General features: G+C 70.9%; 18 protein-coding genes and 1 other RNA gene. 10 read left to right on the plus strand and 9 right to left on the minus strand.

Features of this window, described 5'->3' with window-relative positions; genetic code table 11:
* Positions 1 to 6 precede the first annotated feature (6 nt).
* The gene (locus tag ACZ6MA_RS02175; RefSeq protein ID WP_469430334.1) at positions 7 to 423 is read left to right on the plus strand and encodes a hypothetical protein; all 417 of its coding nucleotides are present in this window, start codon (positions 7 to 9) and stop codon (positions 421 to 423) included.
* A 22-nt stretch (positions 424 to 445) separates the two neighbouring features.
* Here ACZ6MA_RS02175 and ACZ6MA_RS02180 read toward each other — a convergent pair whose 3' ends face one another.
* Positions 446 to 937: a hypothetical protein gene (locus tag ACZ6MA_RS02180; protein ID WP_469430335.1), complete on the minus strand. Its 492-nt coding sequence runs from the start codon at positions 935 to 937 to the stop codon at positions 446 to 448.
* A gap of 194 nt (positions 938 to 1,131) precedes the next feature.
* Here ACZ6MA_RS02180 and ACZ6MA_RS02185 point away from each other — a divergent pair, with 194 nt between their 5' ends.
* On the plus strand, positions 1,132 to 1,383 hold the full coding sequence (locus ACZ6MA_RS02185; protein WP_469430337.1) for an SCO4226 family nickel-binding protein: 252 nt from the start codon (positions 1,132 to 1,134) through the stop codon (positions 1,381 to 1,383).
* A 24-nt stretch (positions 1,384 to 1,407) separates the two neighbouring features.
* Here ACZ6MA_RS02185 and ACZ6MA_RS02190 read toward each other — a convergent pair whose 3' ends face one another.
* The gene (locus ACZ6MA_RS02190; RefSeq protein ID WP_469430338.1) at positions 1,408 to 2,001 is read right to left on the minus strand and encodes an EF-Tu/IF-2/RF-3 family GTPase; all 594 of its coding nucleotides are present in this window, start codon (positions 1,999 to 2,001) and stop codon (positions 1,408 to 1,410) included.
* A gap of 68 nt (positions 2,002 to 2,069) precedes the next feature.
* On the minus strand, positions 2,070 to 2,279 hold the full coding sequence (locus ACZ6MA_RS02195) for an ALF repeat-containing protein (protein ID WP_469430339.1): 210 nt from the start codon (positions 2,277 to 2,279) through the stop codon (positions 2,070 to 2,072).
* A gap of 265 nt (positions 2,280 to 2,544) precedes the next feature.
* On the opposite strand from ACZ6MA_RS02195, the gene ACZ6MA_RS02200 reads away from it, so the two are divergent.
* On the plus strand, positions 2,545 to 3,078 hold the full coding sequence (locus tag ACZ6MA_RS02200) for a hypothetical protein (RefSeq protein ID WP_469430340.1): 534 nt from the start codon (positions 2,545 to 2,547) through the stop codon (positions 3,076 to 3,078).
* 325 nt (positions 3,079 to 3,403) lie between these two features.
* On the plus strand, positions 3,404 to 3,775 hold the full coding sequence (locus ACZ6MA_RS02205) for a hypothetical protein (protein WP_469430342.1): 372 nt from the start codon (positions 3,404 to 3,406) through the stop codon (positions 3,773 to 3,775).
* Between the two features lie 172 nt (positions 3,776 to 3,947).
* Here ACZ6MA_RS02205 and ACZ6MA_RS02210 read toward each other — a convergent pair whose 3' ends face one another.
* Entirely contained in the window at positions 3,948 to 4,241 is a 294-nt protein-coding gene (locus ACZ6MA_RS02210; RefSeq protein WP_469430343.1) for a hypothetical protein, read from the minus strand.
* 310 nt (positions 4,242 to 4,551) lie between these two features.
* On the opposite strand from ACZ6MA_RS02210, the gene ACZ6MA_RS02215 reads away from it, so the two are divergent.
* Entirely contained in the window at positions 4,552 to 6,024 is a 1,473-nt protein-coding gene (locus ACZ6MA_RS02215; protein ID WP_469430345.1) for an amidase family protein, read from the plus strand.
* Between the two features lie 308 nt (positions 6,025 to 6,332).
* Here the strand turns inward: ACZ6MA_RS02215 and ACZ6MA_RS02220 are convergent, their stop codons facing one another.
* Together ACZ6MA_RS02220 and ACZ6MA_RS02225 are read right to left on the minus strand one after the other, a co-directional pair.
* Positions 6,333 to 6,491: a hypothetical protein gene (locus ACZ6MA_RS02220; protein WP_469430346.1), complete on the minus strand. Its 159-nt coding sequence runs from the start codon at positions 6,489 to 6,491 to the stop codon at positions 6,333 to 6,335.
* Positions 6,488 to 6,724, minus strand: coding sequence for a hypothetical protein (locus ACZ6MA_RS02225; RefSeq protein ID WP_469430347.1), 237 nt, complete (start codon positions 6,722 to 6,724; stop codon positions 6,488 to 6,490). The genes ACZ6MA_RS02220 and ACZ6MA_RS02225 overlap by 4 nt, the downstream gene beginning before the upstream one ends.
* A 70-nt stretch (positions 6,725 to 6,794) precedes the next feature.
* Between ACZ6MA_RS02225 and ACZ6MA_RS02230 the strand changes: the two genes are divergently transcribed.
* Complete coding sequence (locus tag ACZ6MA_RS02230) at positions 6,795 to 7,463, plus strand: TetR/AcrR family transcriptional regulator (RefSeq protein ID WP_469430348.1); 669 nt, start codon at positions 6,795 to 6,797, stop codon at positions 7,461 to 7,463.
* 807 nt (positions 7,464 to 8,270) lie between these two features.
* Positions 8,271 to 8,471, plus strand: coding sequence for a hypothetical protein (locus ACZ6MA_RS02235; protein WP_469430349.1), 201 nt, complete (start codon positions 8,271 to 8,273; stop codon positions 8,469 to 8,471).
* Positions 8,472 to 8,976: 505 nt separating this feature from the next.
* On the opposite strand, the gene rnpB is transcribed toward ACZ6MA_RS02235, so the two are convergent.
* Both rnpB and ACZ6MA_RS02245 read right to left on the minus strand, forming a co-directional pair.
* An RNA gene (gene rnpB / locus ACZ6MA_RS02240) (RNase P RNA component class A) lies at positions 8,977 to 9,376 on the minus strand.
* Between the two features lie 43 nt (positions 9,377 to 9,419).
* Positions 9,420 to 10,892 carry an RNB domain-containing ribonuclease gene (locus ACZ6MA_RS02245; RefSeq protein WP_469430351.1) on the minus strand — a complete coding sequence of 491 codons (1,473 nt, stop codon included), beginning with the start codon at positions 10,890 to 10,892 and terminating at the stop codon, positions 9,420 to 9,422.
* 368 nt (positions 10,893 to 11,260) lie between these two features.
* Between ACZ6MA_RS02245 and yaaA the strand changes: the two genes are divergently transcribed.
* The 3 genes from yaaA (at position 11,261) to ACZ6MA_RS02260 (ending at position 13,403) form a co-directional block, all read left to right on the plus strand.
* Positions 11,261 to 12,070 carry a peroxide stress protein YaaA gene (gene yaaA / locus ACZ6MA_RS02250; protein ID WP_469430352.1) on the plus strand — a complete coding sequence of 270 codons (810 nt, stop codon included), beginning with the start codon at positions 11,261 to 11,263 and terminating at the stop codon, positions 12,068 to 12,070.
* A gap of 92 nt (positions 12,071 to 12,162) precedes the next feature.
* Complete coding sequence (eda, locus tag ACZ6MA_RS02255; RefSeq protein ID WP_469430353.1) at positions 12,163 to 12,807, plus strand: bifunctional 4-hydroxy-2-oxoglutarate aldolase/2-dehydro-3-deoxy-phosphogluconate aldolase; 645 nt, start codon at positions 12,163 to 12,165, stop codon at positions 12,805 to 12,807.
* Positions 12,808 to 12,965: 158 nt separating this feature from the next.
* Entirely contained in the window at positions 12,966 to 13,403 is a 438-nt protein-coding gene (locus tag ACZ6MA_RS02260; protein ID WP_469430354.1) for a hypothetical protein, read from the plus strand.
* A 102-nt stretch (positions 13,404 to 13,505) separates the two neighbouring features.
* Here ACZ6MA_RS02260 and ACZ6MA_RS02265 read toward each other — a convergent pair whose 3' ends face one another.
* A complete protein-coding gene (locus ACZ6MA_RS02265) occupies positions 13,506 to 14,708 on the minus strand; it encodes a bifunctional RNase H/acid phosphatase (RefSeq protein ID WP_469430356.1) in 1,203 nt (400 codons plus the stop codon).
* Between the last annotated feature and the right edge of the window lie 3 nt (positions 14,709 to 14,711).

The following is a 14,711-nucleotide window of genomic DNA, read 5'->3' on the forward strand; positions in this document are numbered from 1 at the left end:
CACGACATGAACCGTGCATACCGCCTGACCACCGCCGCGATCCTCGGCGCCGTCCTCGTCGCCGGCACCGCGGCCACCGCCTCGGCGGCCACCACGGCCGCCCAACCCACCACGACCGCCACCGCGCCCACCACCGCGGCCCCCGCCCCGACGCCCGCCCTGACCGCGCAGCCGAGCACCGGCACGGTGACCGCCTGGCAGGAGTTCCGCGTCAGCGGCAAGGCGACCGGCATCAAGACCGGCACGAGAGTCACCCTCCAGCAGAAGCAGGGCGCCAAGTGGGTCTCGCTCCCCGCGAGCGTGACCACCAACAAGGACTCCGCCTACTCGATGCGCGTCAAGCTCGGCATCAAGGGCAAGAACGCCCTGCGCGTCACGGGCGGCGGCGCCACGTCCCCGGAGTTCACGGTCACGGTCCGCTGACCACGGCCGCGGGGCGCCCCGGCTACATCCAGGTGGTGGCGGAGGCGACGAAACGCGCCCGCTCGGGACGGTCCGGGTCGCCGTAACGGACCTCCACCCGGGGGTGCGACCTCAAAAAGTCACTGTCGACGATGACCACCTGACCGGGGTGGGAAACGGTGCGCCGGACGATGTCCGTGTTGAGGAACCACCCGAACTCCCTGGTGGCCGGGGCGTAGACGAAGAACTCCCCACCCGAGTACTTCCGCCCGGCACGCTCCTCGTCGAGGACCAGCGCCCAGAACGACACGGGGTACCCCGCGGGCCACATCGTGAGCCGCTTGACCCGCAGCCCGTCCAGCTCCATCGCCTCGAAGGGGTGGTCGGCGGCGGGGGCCGAGGCGACACCCCGGCCGGCCGACGGCCCGTCGGCCGCCGCCCCGGCCTGCGCACCCGCCGCCGACCCGAGGCCGAGGGCGGCGGTTGCCAGGACTATCGACACGGCACGGAACGCGGTACGCGTACGCACGGACACGATTCTCTCCCTCTCGGTGACGCGGTCACTACGGCACGTGATCATGTCCTCGCATGCCGTGCGCGGCAACCGGCCCGGACGAGAACGAGCCACCGCCGGTCGCGCCGCGGCCCTCACGAGCGGACGATGGAAGGAGGAGGGCTCCCGGGCTCCCCGCCGGGGAGAGGCCAGACGACAGCCGGAGGTGCCGGGACATGAGCACGTACATGGATGTCCACCACGGCATGAAGGACATCACGCCCGACCAGCTTTCCGCCGCGCACCGCGCGGACACGGCGATCCAGGGCGAGGAAGGGGTGCGCTTCCAACACGCGTGGGCCGACCCGAAGTCGGGCACGGTCTACTGCCTGTCCGAAGCCCCGTCGGCCGACGCCGTCAAGCGCGTCCACGCCCGGGCGGGCCACCCGGTCGAGGAGATCCACGAGGTGCCATTGGAGGTCTCCTGACCGTTCGGCCCGATGCGGCCGGGCTCAGTCGAGGACCCTGGTGACCACACCGGGCCCGATGGCCTTGCCCCGCTCCCGCATCGCGAACCTCAGCCCCTCCGCCATGGGGACGCGCTCGGCGAGTCGGACGGCCATGAGGGCGTCCGTGCCATCGCGGCCATCGCGGCCATCGCGCAGGAGGGTGTGGACGTGGCCGGCCACTACGGTGGTGCGGAAGTAGAACCGCGCCTCCCGCTTGCCGTCGGCGGCGAGGGGCTCGACAAGCCCGCTCTCTTCCTCGCCGAAGAGATGCGCCTCGGCCTCGAACTCGGCGTGCTGGGTGACGGTGCCGGGCGCGGCGACGACCTGCCCCCGCCGAATATCCTCGGGCCGAAGCCCCCGCAACCACACGGCGACGTTCTCCCCGGCCGCCGCCTCATCGAGCAACTCGCCGGGCCGCCCCTCGACGGCCGTGACCTCACCGCTCCCCGTCCGCCCGAAGCCGACGATTTCCACCGCGTCGCCGGGCCGGAGCGTGCCGCGCTCGATCCGGCCGGCGAGGAAGAACCGGCCATGGCGACCGGGCCGGTCGAAGACGTCCTCGACGGGCATGAGAAGCGGTTCGGAATTCCTATCCATAACGCGCAATTCTGCAGGCTTCCGGTCCACGTCGAGTACGCGACGGGTTACTTCTTGCCCACTTTCACTCACGCCTTGGCCTTTGCCTTCGCGTCCACATGGGCCGCGTCCTTCGCGCGGGCTTCGTACTGACCCGTGCCGGGGAAACGACGGAGGTCCGCTTCGGTACCCATCAGCGCCTTCCTCGCGGCGGCCTTCACCGCGGGACCGCCGGCCCGGAGGACGGCCGGCGCGATCGCTGCAGCCGCGACGAGGGCGAGAACACGGGCGCGATTCATGCGCTATTACCCACTTTTGCCGAGCAAGGGAGACTTTTCTCATATCGCATGCCGATCAAGAAGCGCTTGACCGGCGGGGCCTGACCATCGGCTTCGGGCTGTCGTGCAGTCCTGGATGTCGGTGCGGCCGCAAGGGCCCCGCACGTGGCGCGGTGTACCCCATCGGATGAAACCCGTGCGGCAGGCCTATGTCCCGATGACGAACCGCGCTGTTCTGGCGGTGCTCCCGGAATGGGGGGCGCCGTCAGTGAGAGGAGTCCGCACCATGGTTCGATCGGTGATCAGACGCCCCTGGAAGACCATCATCGCGGCGGGGGCGCTGGCCGTCGGCTTCCTCGTACCCACCGCCTCGGCCACCTCCGCACAACAACGTGCCGCCGCCGTCCCGCCAGGCGACTACTGCGGCCCGCAGGAGAGCTTCTACGGCGGCGGCCAGTACACCTACGCCGACGTACAGGTGTGTCTGCACTTCGGAGCGGGTGGCCCCCCAGAGGTCCGGGTGAGCACTCGCAACAACAGCTACTACTGGGGCGGCGCCTGGTACAACGCGAGCGCGAGCTACCCGGCCCAATGGAGGGCCGAGGGCACCGTGAGCAAGGACGGCCAGTCGGCGTACTACTCGGCCTCTCTCCGCCAGGAGTCCGCCAACGGCTGGGCGGGCGGAGGACAGTTGCCGGCCGGCGAGTGCGGCGCGGCCACGGTCACCCTGAACTTCCACCAAAGCGGCCCGTACTGGACCGGCAGCGAAAACGACATCGACTCGGGCGAGCGCACGTACCAGGTCGACGTACCGTGCTGACCCGCGGCGCGTCCTCAGGGACTGCCCATACCGCCCGGCCCGGTCCACGGGATCCGTGAGCCACCGCCTGCGCCGTTCCGGCTTGGGTGAAGAGGGCCACCAGGGCGAGGCGACCGGCGGCGGCGACGGACCTCCGGCGGGCCCGATGAAGGCCCCGCACAGTGTTCCGCACGAGGAAGGGGTTCAAATGAACGGCCTCACCCGCAAGTTGGCAACCATCGCGGCTGGGAGCGCACTGGCTCTCACATCGGCCCCGGCCCAAGCGGCCCCCAGCTTCCCGAGAGGGTGCGCCTCCACCTCCGCCACGACTGACAAGACATGGCGGGTGAGTGTCAAGCCCTGCCTTTCCAGCGAAGAAGGCTACGACAACAACTCAGGCTCGTGGATCCAGAAGCCCGCGGTTGCCGTCACGATCAACTGCGAGCACAGTGACCTCCTGCTCTGGAGCGGTCGGCGGTGCCATGTCAGCGGCAGGTGGGAAGTCAAGCGGAACGGGAGCAGCGTCGCGTCCGGCTCGATCAGCACGACCGCCGACCCGGACCACGGGGACTCGCGCTTCCATGCCTACTACCGCTGCGCGGGGCACGGCACCTACACCCTCACCGTGAGCAACCTCTCCGGGACGGACGCGACGGAGTCCAACCGACCCCGGACGGCCCGCCCTCCGGAGGTCACCGCCAGGGGCACCGGCTGCTGACCACGGTCGGGCCCGTTCTCGCCGCGACCAGGCATCCGCCAGCAGAACGAAGGGCCTCTGACCTGCGAAATGCAGGTCAGAGGCCCTTCGCTGCGGATGACCGGCGGACGAGTCGGCCTGTACGCCGGGAAGTCGACCGGCAGCAGCCTCCGGCCTGCCCGCCAGGCACCGCTCAGAAGTAGCGGACGGACCATGCGTGCGGCGTTTCCGCGACCCTGAGCGGCATCACAATGCCGACGAATTTCTCGCAGAACCTGTCCTCGTACACGTACGCGATGCTGTCGGTGAAGTTGGAGACCAGGCCCGGGTCGCCGGGAAAATCGCTCGAGTTGCAGCCGGTGGGGTTCTGAATGATGCGGCCGTTGATTATCAGGGTCCCGGTCGCGGCAGAGGCCGATTGAGTCAGTCCGAGCGTGAGCGCGACGGTCGCGCCGAGTACTCCGAGTGTGGTGGCAAGACGACGCATGTGAATCTCCCTTGAGCCGAACGTCGGCCCCGCCCCCGTCGGTCCGGTGGGCGCGGCACTTGGACGACCCGAGCGTGCGGGACGCCACGGCCGTGCCGCCACGAAATCCGGGCACTTCGGGACACGGGAACGCGAAAGTGTGCCGTGACCAGGGCAATCGCAAGCCGCCTGGAACGCGGAACTGGGACGCCTGACGCCGTTCCTTCCCCGTGCGGCCACCCCTCTGGGGTGAAGGTCAGCGGTCCGGATACTGTCTCCCCAGCCGAGGACCGCCCCCGCGGCAACCGGCTCCGCAGAAGCCAAGGACGTCATGAACAGCACCGCCGCACACCGGGCCACCGCGCGCGCCCAGCTCGCCGCCCTGTGGCACGGCCGCCTGTCCGCCCGTGCCCTTCTGGATCAGGTGCTCGCCCACCACGCCAAGGTCAACCCCGGTCTGAACGCCGTGGTGACCCTCGACGCCGAGGGTGCCCGCGCCGCCGCCGACAAGGCCGATGCGTACCTGGCCGGGACCGGCCGTACCCTGGGTCCGCTGCACGGCCTGCCGATCACCGTCAAGGACGCCCTGGAAACCCGTGGCATGCGCACCACGTGCGGCAGTCCGGAGCTGAGCGACCACGTTCCCGGCACGGACGCCGACGTCGTCGCGCTGCTCCGCGATGCCGGGGCCGTCATCATCGGCAAGACCAACGTGCCGACGATGTGCCAGGACATCCAGACGGCGAACCTTCTCTTCGGGAAGACGGACAACCCCTACTCCCCCGCCCACACCGCCGGCGGTTCCTCGGGCGGCTCGGCCGTGGCCGTCGCCACCGGTCTCAGTGCCCTCGAAGTCGGCTCCGACCTCGCCGGGTCACTGCGCCTGCCCGCCGCCTACTGCGGTGTGTACGCGCTGCGCACCTCACGCGGCGCCTCGCCGGTCGTCCCCACCCGCGGGCACATCCCCCGCCCGCCGGGCTGGCTCACCGGTTCCGACATGCTGACCCTCGGCCCGATCGCGCGGGACGCCGACGACCTCGAACTGCTCCTGAACGTCCTCGCCGCGCCCGCGCCCGCCGACCGGGACGCGTGGCGTATCCACCTGCCCGCTGCGAAGGTGACCGGCCTGCGCGGGCTGCGGGTGGGGGGCTGGGCCGATGACGACTACTGCCGTGTCGATTCGGCCACCCGTGACCTCCTCGACGAGGTGGTCCGGCAGGTGCGCCGCGCGGGCGCGGCCGTCGACGACGGCACCCGGCCCGTCGACTTCGCCGCTTCGAACCTCCTCTTCCAGCGGCTGATGTTCGCCACATCCGCCGCGACGGCCGCCGACGACGCGTTCGCCGGTGAGGTGAAGGCCGCCGACGCCCTCGCCGAGGGCGACCCCTCGGCCCTGTATCTGAAGTCCCGCACGATGCGGTACCGCGACTGGGCGCGGGCGGACGAGGAACGTCAGCGGCTCCGCGCGAAGTGGGACGACTACTTCACCGGGCACGACGTGCTGATCACCCCGGCGGCGCCGACCGCGGCCGTCCTCGACCAGACCTCCGTGCCCGCGAAGGACCGGCACATCACCGTCGACGGGCACAGGCGCGGCTTCTACGACCAGACGAGCTGGGTGAACCTCGCCGGCCCCGTAGGCCTGCCGGCTCTGGTCATGCCCGCCGGACAGACCCGGGGCGGTCTGCCGCTCGCGGTCCAGATCATCGGCCCCTACCTGTCCGAGCGGACCGTCATCGCCGTGGCGAAGCTCCTCTCCAGGGTGCTCCCCAGCCCCCCGCAGGCCCCCGCCCTGACGGCCTGACCGACCCTCGGAAACCCCCCTCCTCGCTCCCTTGATCTGGCGCAACCGCTCGGGAAGCGTCGTAACGCAAGAAGTCGGAATCGCCCCGGGGGCCACCGGAGCCGGCGGCCCCCGCATGCTGACGCCGAGGCCGGTTCCTGAGGTGGCACTTCCCGTTCTGGAAGGGCCCCCGCGCACCTCCTTGTAACCCACAGACTCCCGGCCCCAGAAGAGAAGCCCTGCCGGAGGACACGGCAGGGCCAGGAGTGTGTCTGATGGGTTGGTGGAGGAACAGTCAATAGTTGTGGATCGGGTTGGGTGCCATCAGCTCAGTCGAGACGGTCCTTCACGCGCCCAGCCCTCCGCCAGAGCACCCTCATCCCGAGCGCCAGGATGCCCAGGGCCGCGACCACGATGGCGACCTTGATCGCGCGGTCCAGCAACAGGTGGTGAAGGAGATCGGACGACTCCGCCCCAAGGCTGATCATCGCCCACCACCCAGGCGCCGCGACCCGGACACACCGCTCCGCCTGTCCTCGAACCGTCGGGCGGCGGCCCGCAGCCCGGCCCTCACCACGGGGTCCGCATAGCGGCGCACTTCGTCCAGCCTGCCCCTGCGCTTGAGGGTCAGGGCGACGGCGAAGGCCAGCAGTGCCAGCACCACGAGGCCGCCCACGACCAGGCCGAACCTGATGAGCATGAGATTGAGATACGTCTCCACGAAGATCCTCCACCCGTTCTATCACGCCTGTGATACATCCTTTGTATCACAGGCGTGATAGAACGTATGCATGCCCAAGTACGTGGACCCGGACGCTCGCCGCCGCCTCGTCGTCGACGCGTTGTTCCGAGTCGTCGTCCGCGATGGCCTGCAGCGCACCTCACTGCGAGCCGTCGCCGACGAGGCCCGGCTCAACATCGGCTCCCTGCGCCACTACTTCGCCAGTCAGCAGGACCTGATGCGGTTCGCGATGCAGTCGATGCTCGACCGGGTCGGCGCTCGACTGCTCGAACACATCGAGAACATCGGCGATCTGGGCAGCCGCCCCCGCCCGGAACAGCTCCGGCTCGCAGCCGGCCTTCTGGCCGAGCTTCTGCCTCTCGACGAACGCCGCCGCGCCGAGGTCACCGTCTTCCTGGACTTCAACACCACCGCCCGCACCAACCCGGCCTTCGGCGACCTGTCCCGCCAGGCCGCCGAAGGCACGCGAAGTCTGGTGCGCCGCGTGCTCACCCGGCTCAACACATCAGGCACCCTGCGCCCCGGCCTCGACATCGACATCCAGACCGAGCGGCTGACCGCGCTCCTGGACGGACTCGCCCTCAACGCCGTCCTGCACCCCCAGATCCTGAACCCCCGGACATGCATCGACGCACTGCTCACACACCTGGACGATCTGTCGCTGCCTGTCGAGACTGTCGGGAGGGCCCGGCGCATTGACCCCGGTGATTCGAGGTGAGTCAGGCGGCGTGAGCCGCTATGTCGCGCTGCGGTGGCCGATACTCACCAGCGGCGCATCGAAAAACGCGAGCATTGCGTGTCAGAGCGAGAAGCGGCAGCGGAACGACGGGAAGCCCTTGCCCAAGCGTCCATGATGGACGCCTCGGAAGTCAGGTCCGGCTTTCCTGAAGTCGGGCGCGACGTGAGTGTCGATTTCACCGATGCTGCCGGTATCCGCTGGCGCCGCGAGGGCGACGGCGCCCTGCGGGAAGGCCGCTCAACAGGCGGTACGTGGGAATGGGGCGCTCGTGAAGAGCCCGTCATCATGCGATTCACGGCCCCGGTTCCGCCCTGGCCGGAGCCTCGCCCGAGGAGTGCCTCATCCGGAGATAGACCGCCGCCCGCATCCACAGCAGATGACGAAGCCTCTGCTCAGCCATCGCCAAGACACCATCCCCACCGGGCGGATCTTCAAGCCATGCACGCGGTCCGAGCCATGCGGGGGCCATGCCCTTCATGCTTTGAAGGAACTGCCTCGCCTGTGTCCAGCTGAAGCATTGGCAACGCCAGCATCAGTAATGGCAACTGCTTTGCTGAATTCACGGAATGACAGAATCGTTCCTGCTCTGCCGGAAATCCGCAGCGGCAAGCCGTCTGAGGTTAGAGAACTTCATGAGGCCTAAGGTGCTGGATGGATTGGATTGCCATATCCCAACCACTTGTCGCAGCGAGTGCGAACGACTTAGCCTAACAGCCTACCGTTCATTACTTGTAAGCATGAACGGGCAAGAGGGAAGGAATGCATCCAGTTGCGATAAAGCTTGCCTTGGCGGCCGAGGCCATAGCGGTAGGCGCGGTAATCGAAGCCGGCGTCGAACTCGCCGAAGAATCAGGGAAAGACGTTTCCGGGTGGCTCGGCCGGCTGCCTGAGCGGATCGAAGAGAACACCCAGATGGTGGTCGGCGCCCTGGTGGACAAGGGGCCCGAACTCCGCAAGGCGTGGAACTCGACACAGAACGGCAAGTAACCGTACGCGTAACGGATGTGCCTCCCGCCGCCCTTGGCGAGAGGCGCATCCCCAGGGAACCACAATGGCGTGGTCGGATTCCGTCAGGAAGCGGGTGCCACGACTGCCCTCACGGAAAGGACAGCAGCCCCCGTGGACTGGAACTCAGTCACACTGCTCGCTCTTGGGTTATTCGGTTTTACTGGTCTATGCGTGATGCTCTCGGTCTCGCTGCTGCGGCAACTACCCGAACTGTTCACCGCCTGGCACAAGGCCAGGGCTGCCTGGCGAAGCAATCACCGAAGGAACAGCCACTCGGCAGCGCAACGAGGCGCTGACTCAACAGCATCCCCTTCGCACACTGCCCCCTCTGAGGATTCCAGTGATCACGATCTATAGGGCGGTGATCCGAGTCGGAGGTCCATCGTCCTTCGAAGCTCTCGGGCCGAAACTCCCCAGAAACCCCCCACGGGCCAAGAAGGAACCCCGCCGGAGCCTGCTTTCGCAGGTCAGACGGGGTGAGGGGCGGACGAGTCGGCCTGTACGCCGGGTTCTGTCACCCGGGTTCCTCGCGGAGCCCGGGGTAGCGGCCATCCATCTAGGCCTGCCGTTGCCGACAGGCTCGTGCGGTCTACCCGCGGACTCGGGCGGGCAGCCCTCGATCGTCCGCGCAGGCCGTCTCGCGACGGCCCTCTTGACCTTGCTCCGGGTGGGGTTTACCTAGCCGTCCGAGTCACCTCGGACGCTGGTGGTCTCTTACACCACCGTTTCACCCTTACCGGAAGCCTCGCGGCCTCCGGCGGTCTGTTTTCTGTGGCACTGTCCCGCGGGTCACCCCGGGTGGGCGTTACCCACCACCCTGCCGTATGGAGCCCGGACGTTCCTCGGGGGATCCGAAGATCCCACGCGGCCGCCCGGCCGGCTCGTCCGCCGTGTCGACCATGCTACCTGGCAGGCGTGACGTCGCCGTCACGCCGGGGCGAACCAGACCTTCTCCCGGCCCGGGGCCGCCTGGATCAGCCGGACCCGCAGTCGGTGGCCCAACGGCAGCGGGGGGCCGTCACCATCGCCCTCGACGTGGCCGACGACGGCCGGTTCGTACAGGTGCACCGTGCCGGCCGTCGGGCGGTCCTCGCGGACGTCCACGACGTACGCGTCGAAGACCTGGCCGATCCGGTCGCGCAGCAGGGCCGCCTCGACCAGGTCCACACACTCCCGTTCGGCCTGGGCGGCGCGGCGGGCGCCGGACTCCATTTCCTTGGGGAGGGTGTCCAGCGCGGCCCGTACCCACTCCGGCGGGTCCGTGCCGGCGGCAGCCGCCAGGCACAGTTCGCCGGTGTAGCGGTCCACGAGGCGGCGCAGCGGGGCGGTGCAGTGGGCGTAGGGGGCGGCGAGGGCGGCGTGGGAGGAGGTGAGGGACTCGGCGGGGAGGGGGTGTTCGGTGGGGCGGTCGCGGTCGAAGACCGTGTAGCCCGCGCCGCGCAGAAGAGAGGTGCACTCCTGGAGGAACGCCGCGTGCTGGCTGTACCGGGGGTCGAGGGCGCGGAGGACGACGGCGTACGGCATGCCGTCGGGCCACTTCACCCCGAGCGAGCGGGCGACGCGGCGCAGCCGTTCGACGGCGGTCTGGGGGGCGGGCGGCAGGGTGCGGAGGATGCCGGTGCCGGCGGTCAGCATCAGTTCGGCGGCGGCTATGCCGGTCATCAGGGAGATCTGGGCGTTCCAGCCGTCGGCGGGCAGCGGGACGCGGTACGCGAGCCGGTAGCGGTCGCCGCGCCGCACGACTTCCTGCTCGGGGACGTTGAGCGAGATGCCGCCGCGCGTCCGCTCCAGTTCCTCCCTGCGCATGCCGATCTCGCGCAGCAGCGACAAGGGCTCCTCGGCCGTGCCGGAGTCGATCGCCCGCTGCACGCCCGCGTAGTCGAGCTTGGCCCGGCTGCGGACGAGGGAACGGCGGACGTCGGCCCGTACGACGCGGCCGTCCGTGTCGAGGTCGAGCTGCCAGAGCAGGGCGGGGCGGGTGTGGTCGGGGAGGAGGCTGGCGGCGCCCTCGCCGAGGATGTCGGGGTGGAGGGGGACCCGTTCGTCGGGGTAGTAGAGGGTCGTCACCCGGCGGTGCGCCTCGGCGTCGAGGGCCCGGCCGGGGGTGACGAACGCCCCGACGTCGGCGATCGCGTAATGCACCCGGAAGCCGCCGGAGCCGCGGCGGGCGAGGAACATGGCCTGGTCGAGGTCCATCGAGCGGGGCGGGTCGATGGTGAACAGGGGGAGGTCCGTGGCGTCGTGCGCGGGAAGACGGGGCCGCCGGGCGGCCTCCTCCGCCTCCCTGAGCGCGGCGTCGGGAAACCCGACGGGTACGTCCGACTTCGCGCGCAGCTCGCGCAGCGCGGCGCGCAGGGGGGCGCCGTCCGTATCCGTCACATGTATGTGGCGACGGGGCATGGCACCGAGCGTAGGCGGGGTGCGGGCGGGTGGCATGTCGTGCGTCTTGCCTGGCCGGCGGCTCTTCGGCTACGAGCCGGTTGTGCCGCCGTTCGCCTGGCCGGCGGTTCTTCGGCCGCGGGCCGTCTTCGCCGCCTGCGGCGGCAGGGCGCCCTGCGGGCGCGTCCTCAATCGCCGGACAGGCTTGATTTGGCTGGGCTCAGCCCATTCCCGCCCGTCCGGGCACTGATGGGGGCGGCCCCCAGCCAGAACCAGCCCGTCCGGTGAGGACAAGCAGCCACGCCCGTTCACACGTTCCGCCGGGCACGGCATAGGCTCGACGGGCCCCCTACCCGCTCCGCGGGCGTCCGTGTGAAGGAGAAACGACCGTGCTCGTGCTGTTGCCGCCGTCCGAGGGGAAGGCCGCGCCCGTCGAGGGTGGTGTCGGTGGTGCCCCGGTGGAGCTGGGGTCGCTGTCGTTGCCGGCGCTGACCGAGGCGCGCGAGGTCGTGCTGGCGGAGCTGGTGGAGCTGTGCTCGGGTGACGAGGAGAAGGCGGCGGAGGTCCTCGGGCTGAGCCCGGGGCTGCGGGGCGAGATCGCGAAGAACGCCGCGCTGCCGGGCGCCGGTACCCGGCCGGCCGGGGAGATCTACACGGGTGTGCTCTACGACGCGCTGGGCCTGGCCACCTTGGACCCGGCGGCCCGGCGGCGGGCGGAGCGGTCGCTGCTGGTGTTCTCCGGGCTGTGGGGTGCGGTGCGGATCGGGGACGCGATCCCCTCCTACCGCTGCTCGATGGGGGTGAAGCTGCCGGGGCTGGGCGCGCTCGGCGCGTTCTGGCGCGGGCCGATGGCGCGGGCGCTGCCCGAGCCGGCGGCCGGCCGCCTGGTGCTGGATCTGCGGTCCGCGGCGTACGCCACCGCGTGGAAGCCGGCCGGCGACGTCGCCGAGCGGACGGCGACCGTGCGGGTGCTCCAGTCGAAGATCGTGAACGGGGTCGAGAAGCGGTCCGTGGTGAGCCACTTCAACAAGGCCACCAAGGGGCGGCTCGTACGGGACCTGTTGACGGCCGGGGTCGAGCCCGACGGGCCGGGCGAGCTGGCCGAGGCGCTGCGGGAGCTGGGGTACGCGGTGGAGGGCGGGGCCCCGGCCAAGGGCGGTAAGCCCTGGGCGCTGGACGTCGTGGTCACCGAGCTGTAGGCCAGTCACGGTTACCGAGGTGTAGGCCGCGCCTCGTTGCGCTGTGCGCAACGACCGTTGCGGTACGTGTCCGGCGGCGCGAGGATGCCCGGGTGACCCGCGCCCCGGCACCCCCCTCGCCCCCGTCCCTCCTCGATCTCGCCCCCGTCGTCCCCGTCGTCGTCCTCCACGACGTGGCGGACGCGGTCCCTCTCGCCCGGGCCCTCGTCGCCGGGGGTCTGCCCGTGATCGAGGTGACCCTGCGCACGGCCGCCGCGCTCGACGCGATACGAGCCGTGGCGGACGCCGTGCCGGACGCCGTGGTGGGGGCCGGTACGGTCCTCACGCCCGGCCAGGTGACGGCGGCGACCGGGGCGGGGGCGCGGTTCCTGGTGAGCCCCGGCTGGACGGACCGGCTGCTGGAGGCGATGCGGGCGGCGGGAGTGCCGTTTCTGCCGGGGGTGTCGACGGTCTCGGAGGTCGTGGCGCTGCTGGAGCGTGGCGTGCGCGAGATGAAGTTCTTCCCCGCCGAAGCCGCGGGCGGCGTGCCCTATCTGCGGTCGCTGGCCGGGCCGCTGCCCGCGGCCCGCTTCTGCCCCACCGGCGGCATCGGCCCCGGTTCGGCTCCCGCGTATCTGGCCCTGCCCAATGTCGGCTGCGTCGGGGGGACATGGATGCTGCCCGCCGACGCGATCCGGGACCGGGACTGGGCGCGCGTCGGGCAACTCGCCCGCGAGGCGTCGGCGTTGCGCGGCTGACGGGCCGGCGTCACGACGCCCCCATCATCCGACGGTGGCCCGGGGCGGCCACGGGGGATCGTCCGCCACTCCATCCGGTGAACGCGCCCCCGGGCGGTGGGTGATCGGCCGGGGACTGGCGCCGGAGGCCGGTCCGGTTGTCATAGCCTGCCGCTGCCATGAACGATTTCGTTGACGAAGCACGCTCGCGAGTCGCCCACCTGCTCCGGATGGCCAACACGACCGACGACAGGGTCCGGGCACGGATCATCGAGTACGCCGACACCACCCCGGAACCGCCGGTCATGAGCCGGGCCGGGATCGTCACGACCGGCTGCCCGCAGTGCCACCGCACCGCCTGGCGGCAGCAGGACGCCGAGGGCCCGGTCTGGGTCTGCGCGTCGTGCGGCCATGTGGAAGGAGTGATCGTGGAGTGTCCCCACTGCCGTATCGCGATGCGGCCGCCGCCGCTCGGCGCCCCGGACCGGTGGCAGTGCCCCGGCTGTCCGCGGGTGGCGGCCACCGGGGAGAGCGCGCAGGACATCGAGGACCGTGAACGTCAGCGCCTGGAGGCGCTCGCCCTGCTGGACCACGCCGTCGGAATGTGCGCGGAGTAGGCGGAGCGCGTCCTCGAACTCCCCCAGCTACCGCTGGGAGGTACCCCCAAGGGCTTGATCCGGCTGGGCTCAGCCGGATCAAGCCTCTGGGGACGACGCGCCCTAGCGCAGGTGGGACGTGTCGTTCAGCAGCCGGAGCGAGGCGTTGCCGTCGGCGTAGTAGGCCACGGCGGACAGGGACGCCGCGGACAGTTCCATGCGGAACAGCGACTCCGGCGGAGCCCCGAGCGCCAGCCGGACCAGGGTCTTGACCGGTGTCACATGGGTGACCAGCAGGACCGTCCGGCCCGCGTAGCGGGCGATGAGCTTGTCCCGGGAGAGCGCGACCCGGCGGGCCACCGCGGCGAAGCTCTCGCCACCGCCGGTGGGCGCGGCCTTGGAGGAGGCGAGCCAGGCGTCGAGGTCGTCGGGGTGGCGCTCGCGGACCTCGGCGAAGGTCAGTCCCTCCCAGGCACCGAAGTCGGCCTCGCGCAGCCCCTCGTCTATCCGGACCTCCAGGCCGAGGCGCGCGGCCACGACCGCCGCGGTCTCCCGGCAGCGGCGCACCGGCGACGACACGACGGCCTGGACGGTGCCCCGCGCGGCGAGGGCGGCCGCGGCCTGCTCGGCCTGGCGGCGCCCGGCGGGCGAGAGTTCGGGGTCGCCGCCGCCGCTGCCGGAGAAGCGCTTCTGGGGCGTCAGCGCCGTCTCGCCGTGCCGCAGCAGGACGAACGTCGTCGGCGCCCCCAGGTCGGCCGGGGCGGCCCACCCGACGGGCACGGCCTTCGGTTCGGCGAGCGCCGCCGCGTCGGAGGCATTCCCGGAAGCCGGGGAGGCGGGCGCCGGAGCGGCCGCCTCCGGCGTCATCCGCGTGTGGAGGCCCGCGGCCGACGCGCCGGGCTCCCAGCGCTTGCCGGCCTTGCCGGCGTCCATGGCCTCGTTCGCGAGCCGGTCCGCGTGCTTGTTCCGCTCGCGCGGGATCCACTGGTACGTGACGCGGTCCACCGGCAGGATGCTCCGGGCCTCGGCGGCCAGCGGCTTCATGTCCGGGTGCTTGATCTTCCAGCGGCCGGACATCTGCTCCACGACGAGCTTGGAGTCCATCCGGACCTGGACCGTGGCCTCCGGGTCGAGGGCCTTCGCCGCCTTGAGGCCCGCGATGAGGCCCTTGTACTCGGCAACGTTGTTGGTGGCCGTGCCGATGTACTCGGCGGCCTCGGCGAGAGCCTCACCGGTCACGGGGTCGAGGACGACGGCACCGTAGCCGGCGGGGCCCGGGTTGCCCCGGGAACCGCCGTCCGCCTCGACGACGAAGCGATTCGCCATGGG

The organism is Streptomyces sp. NPDC042259 (assembly GCF_055582085.1).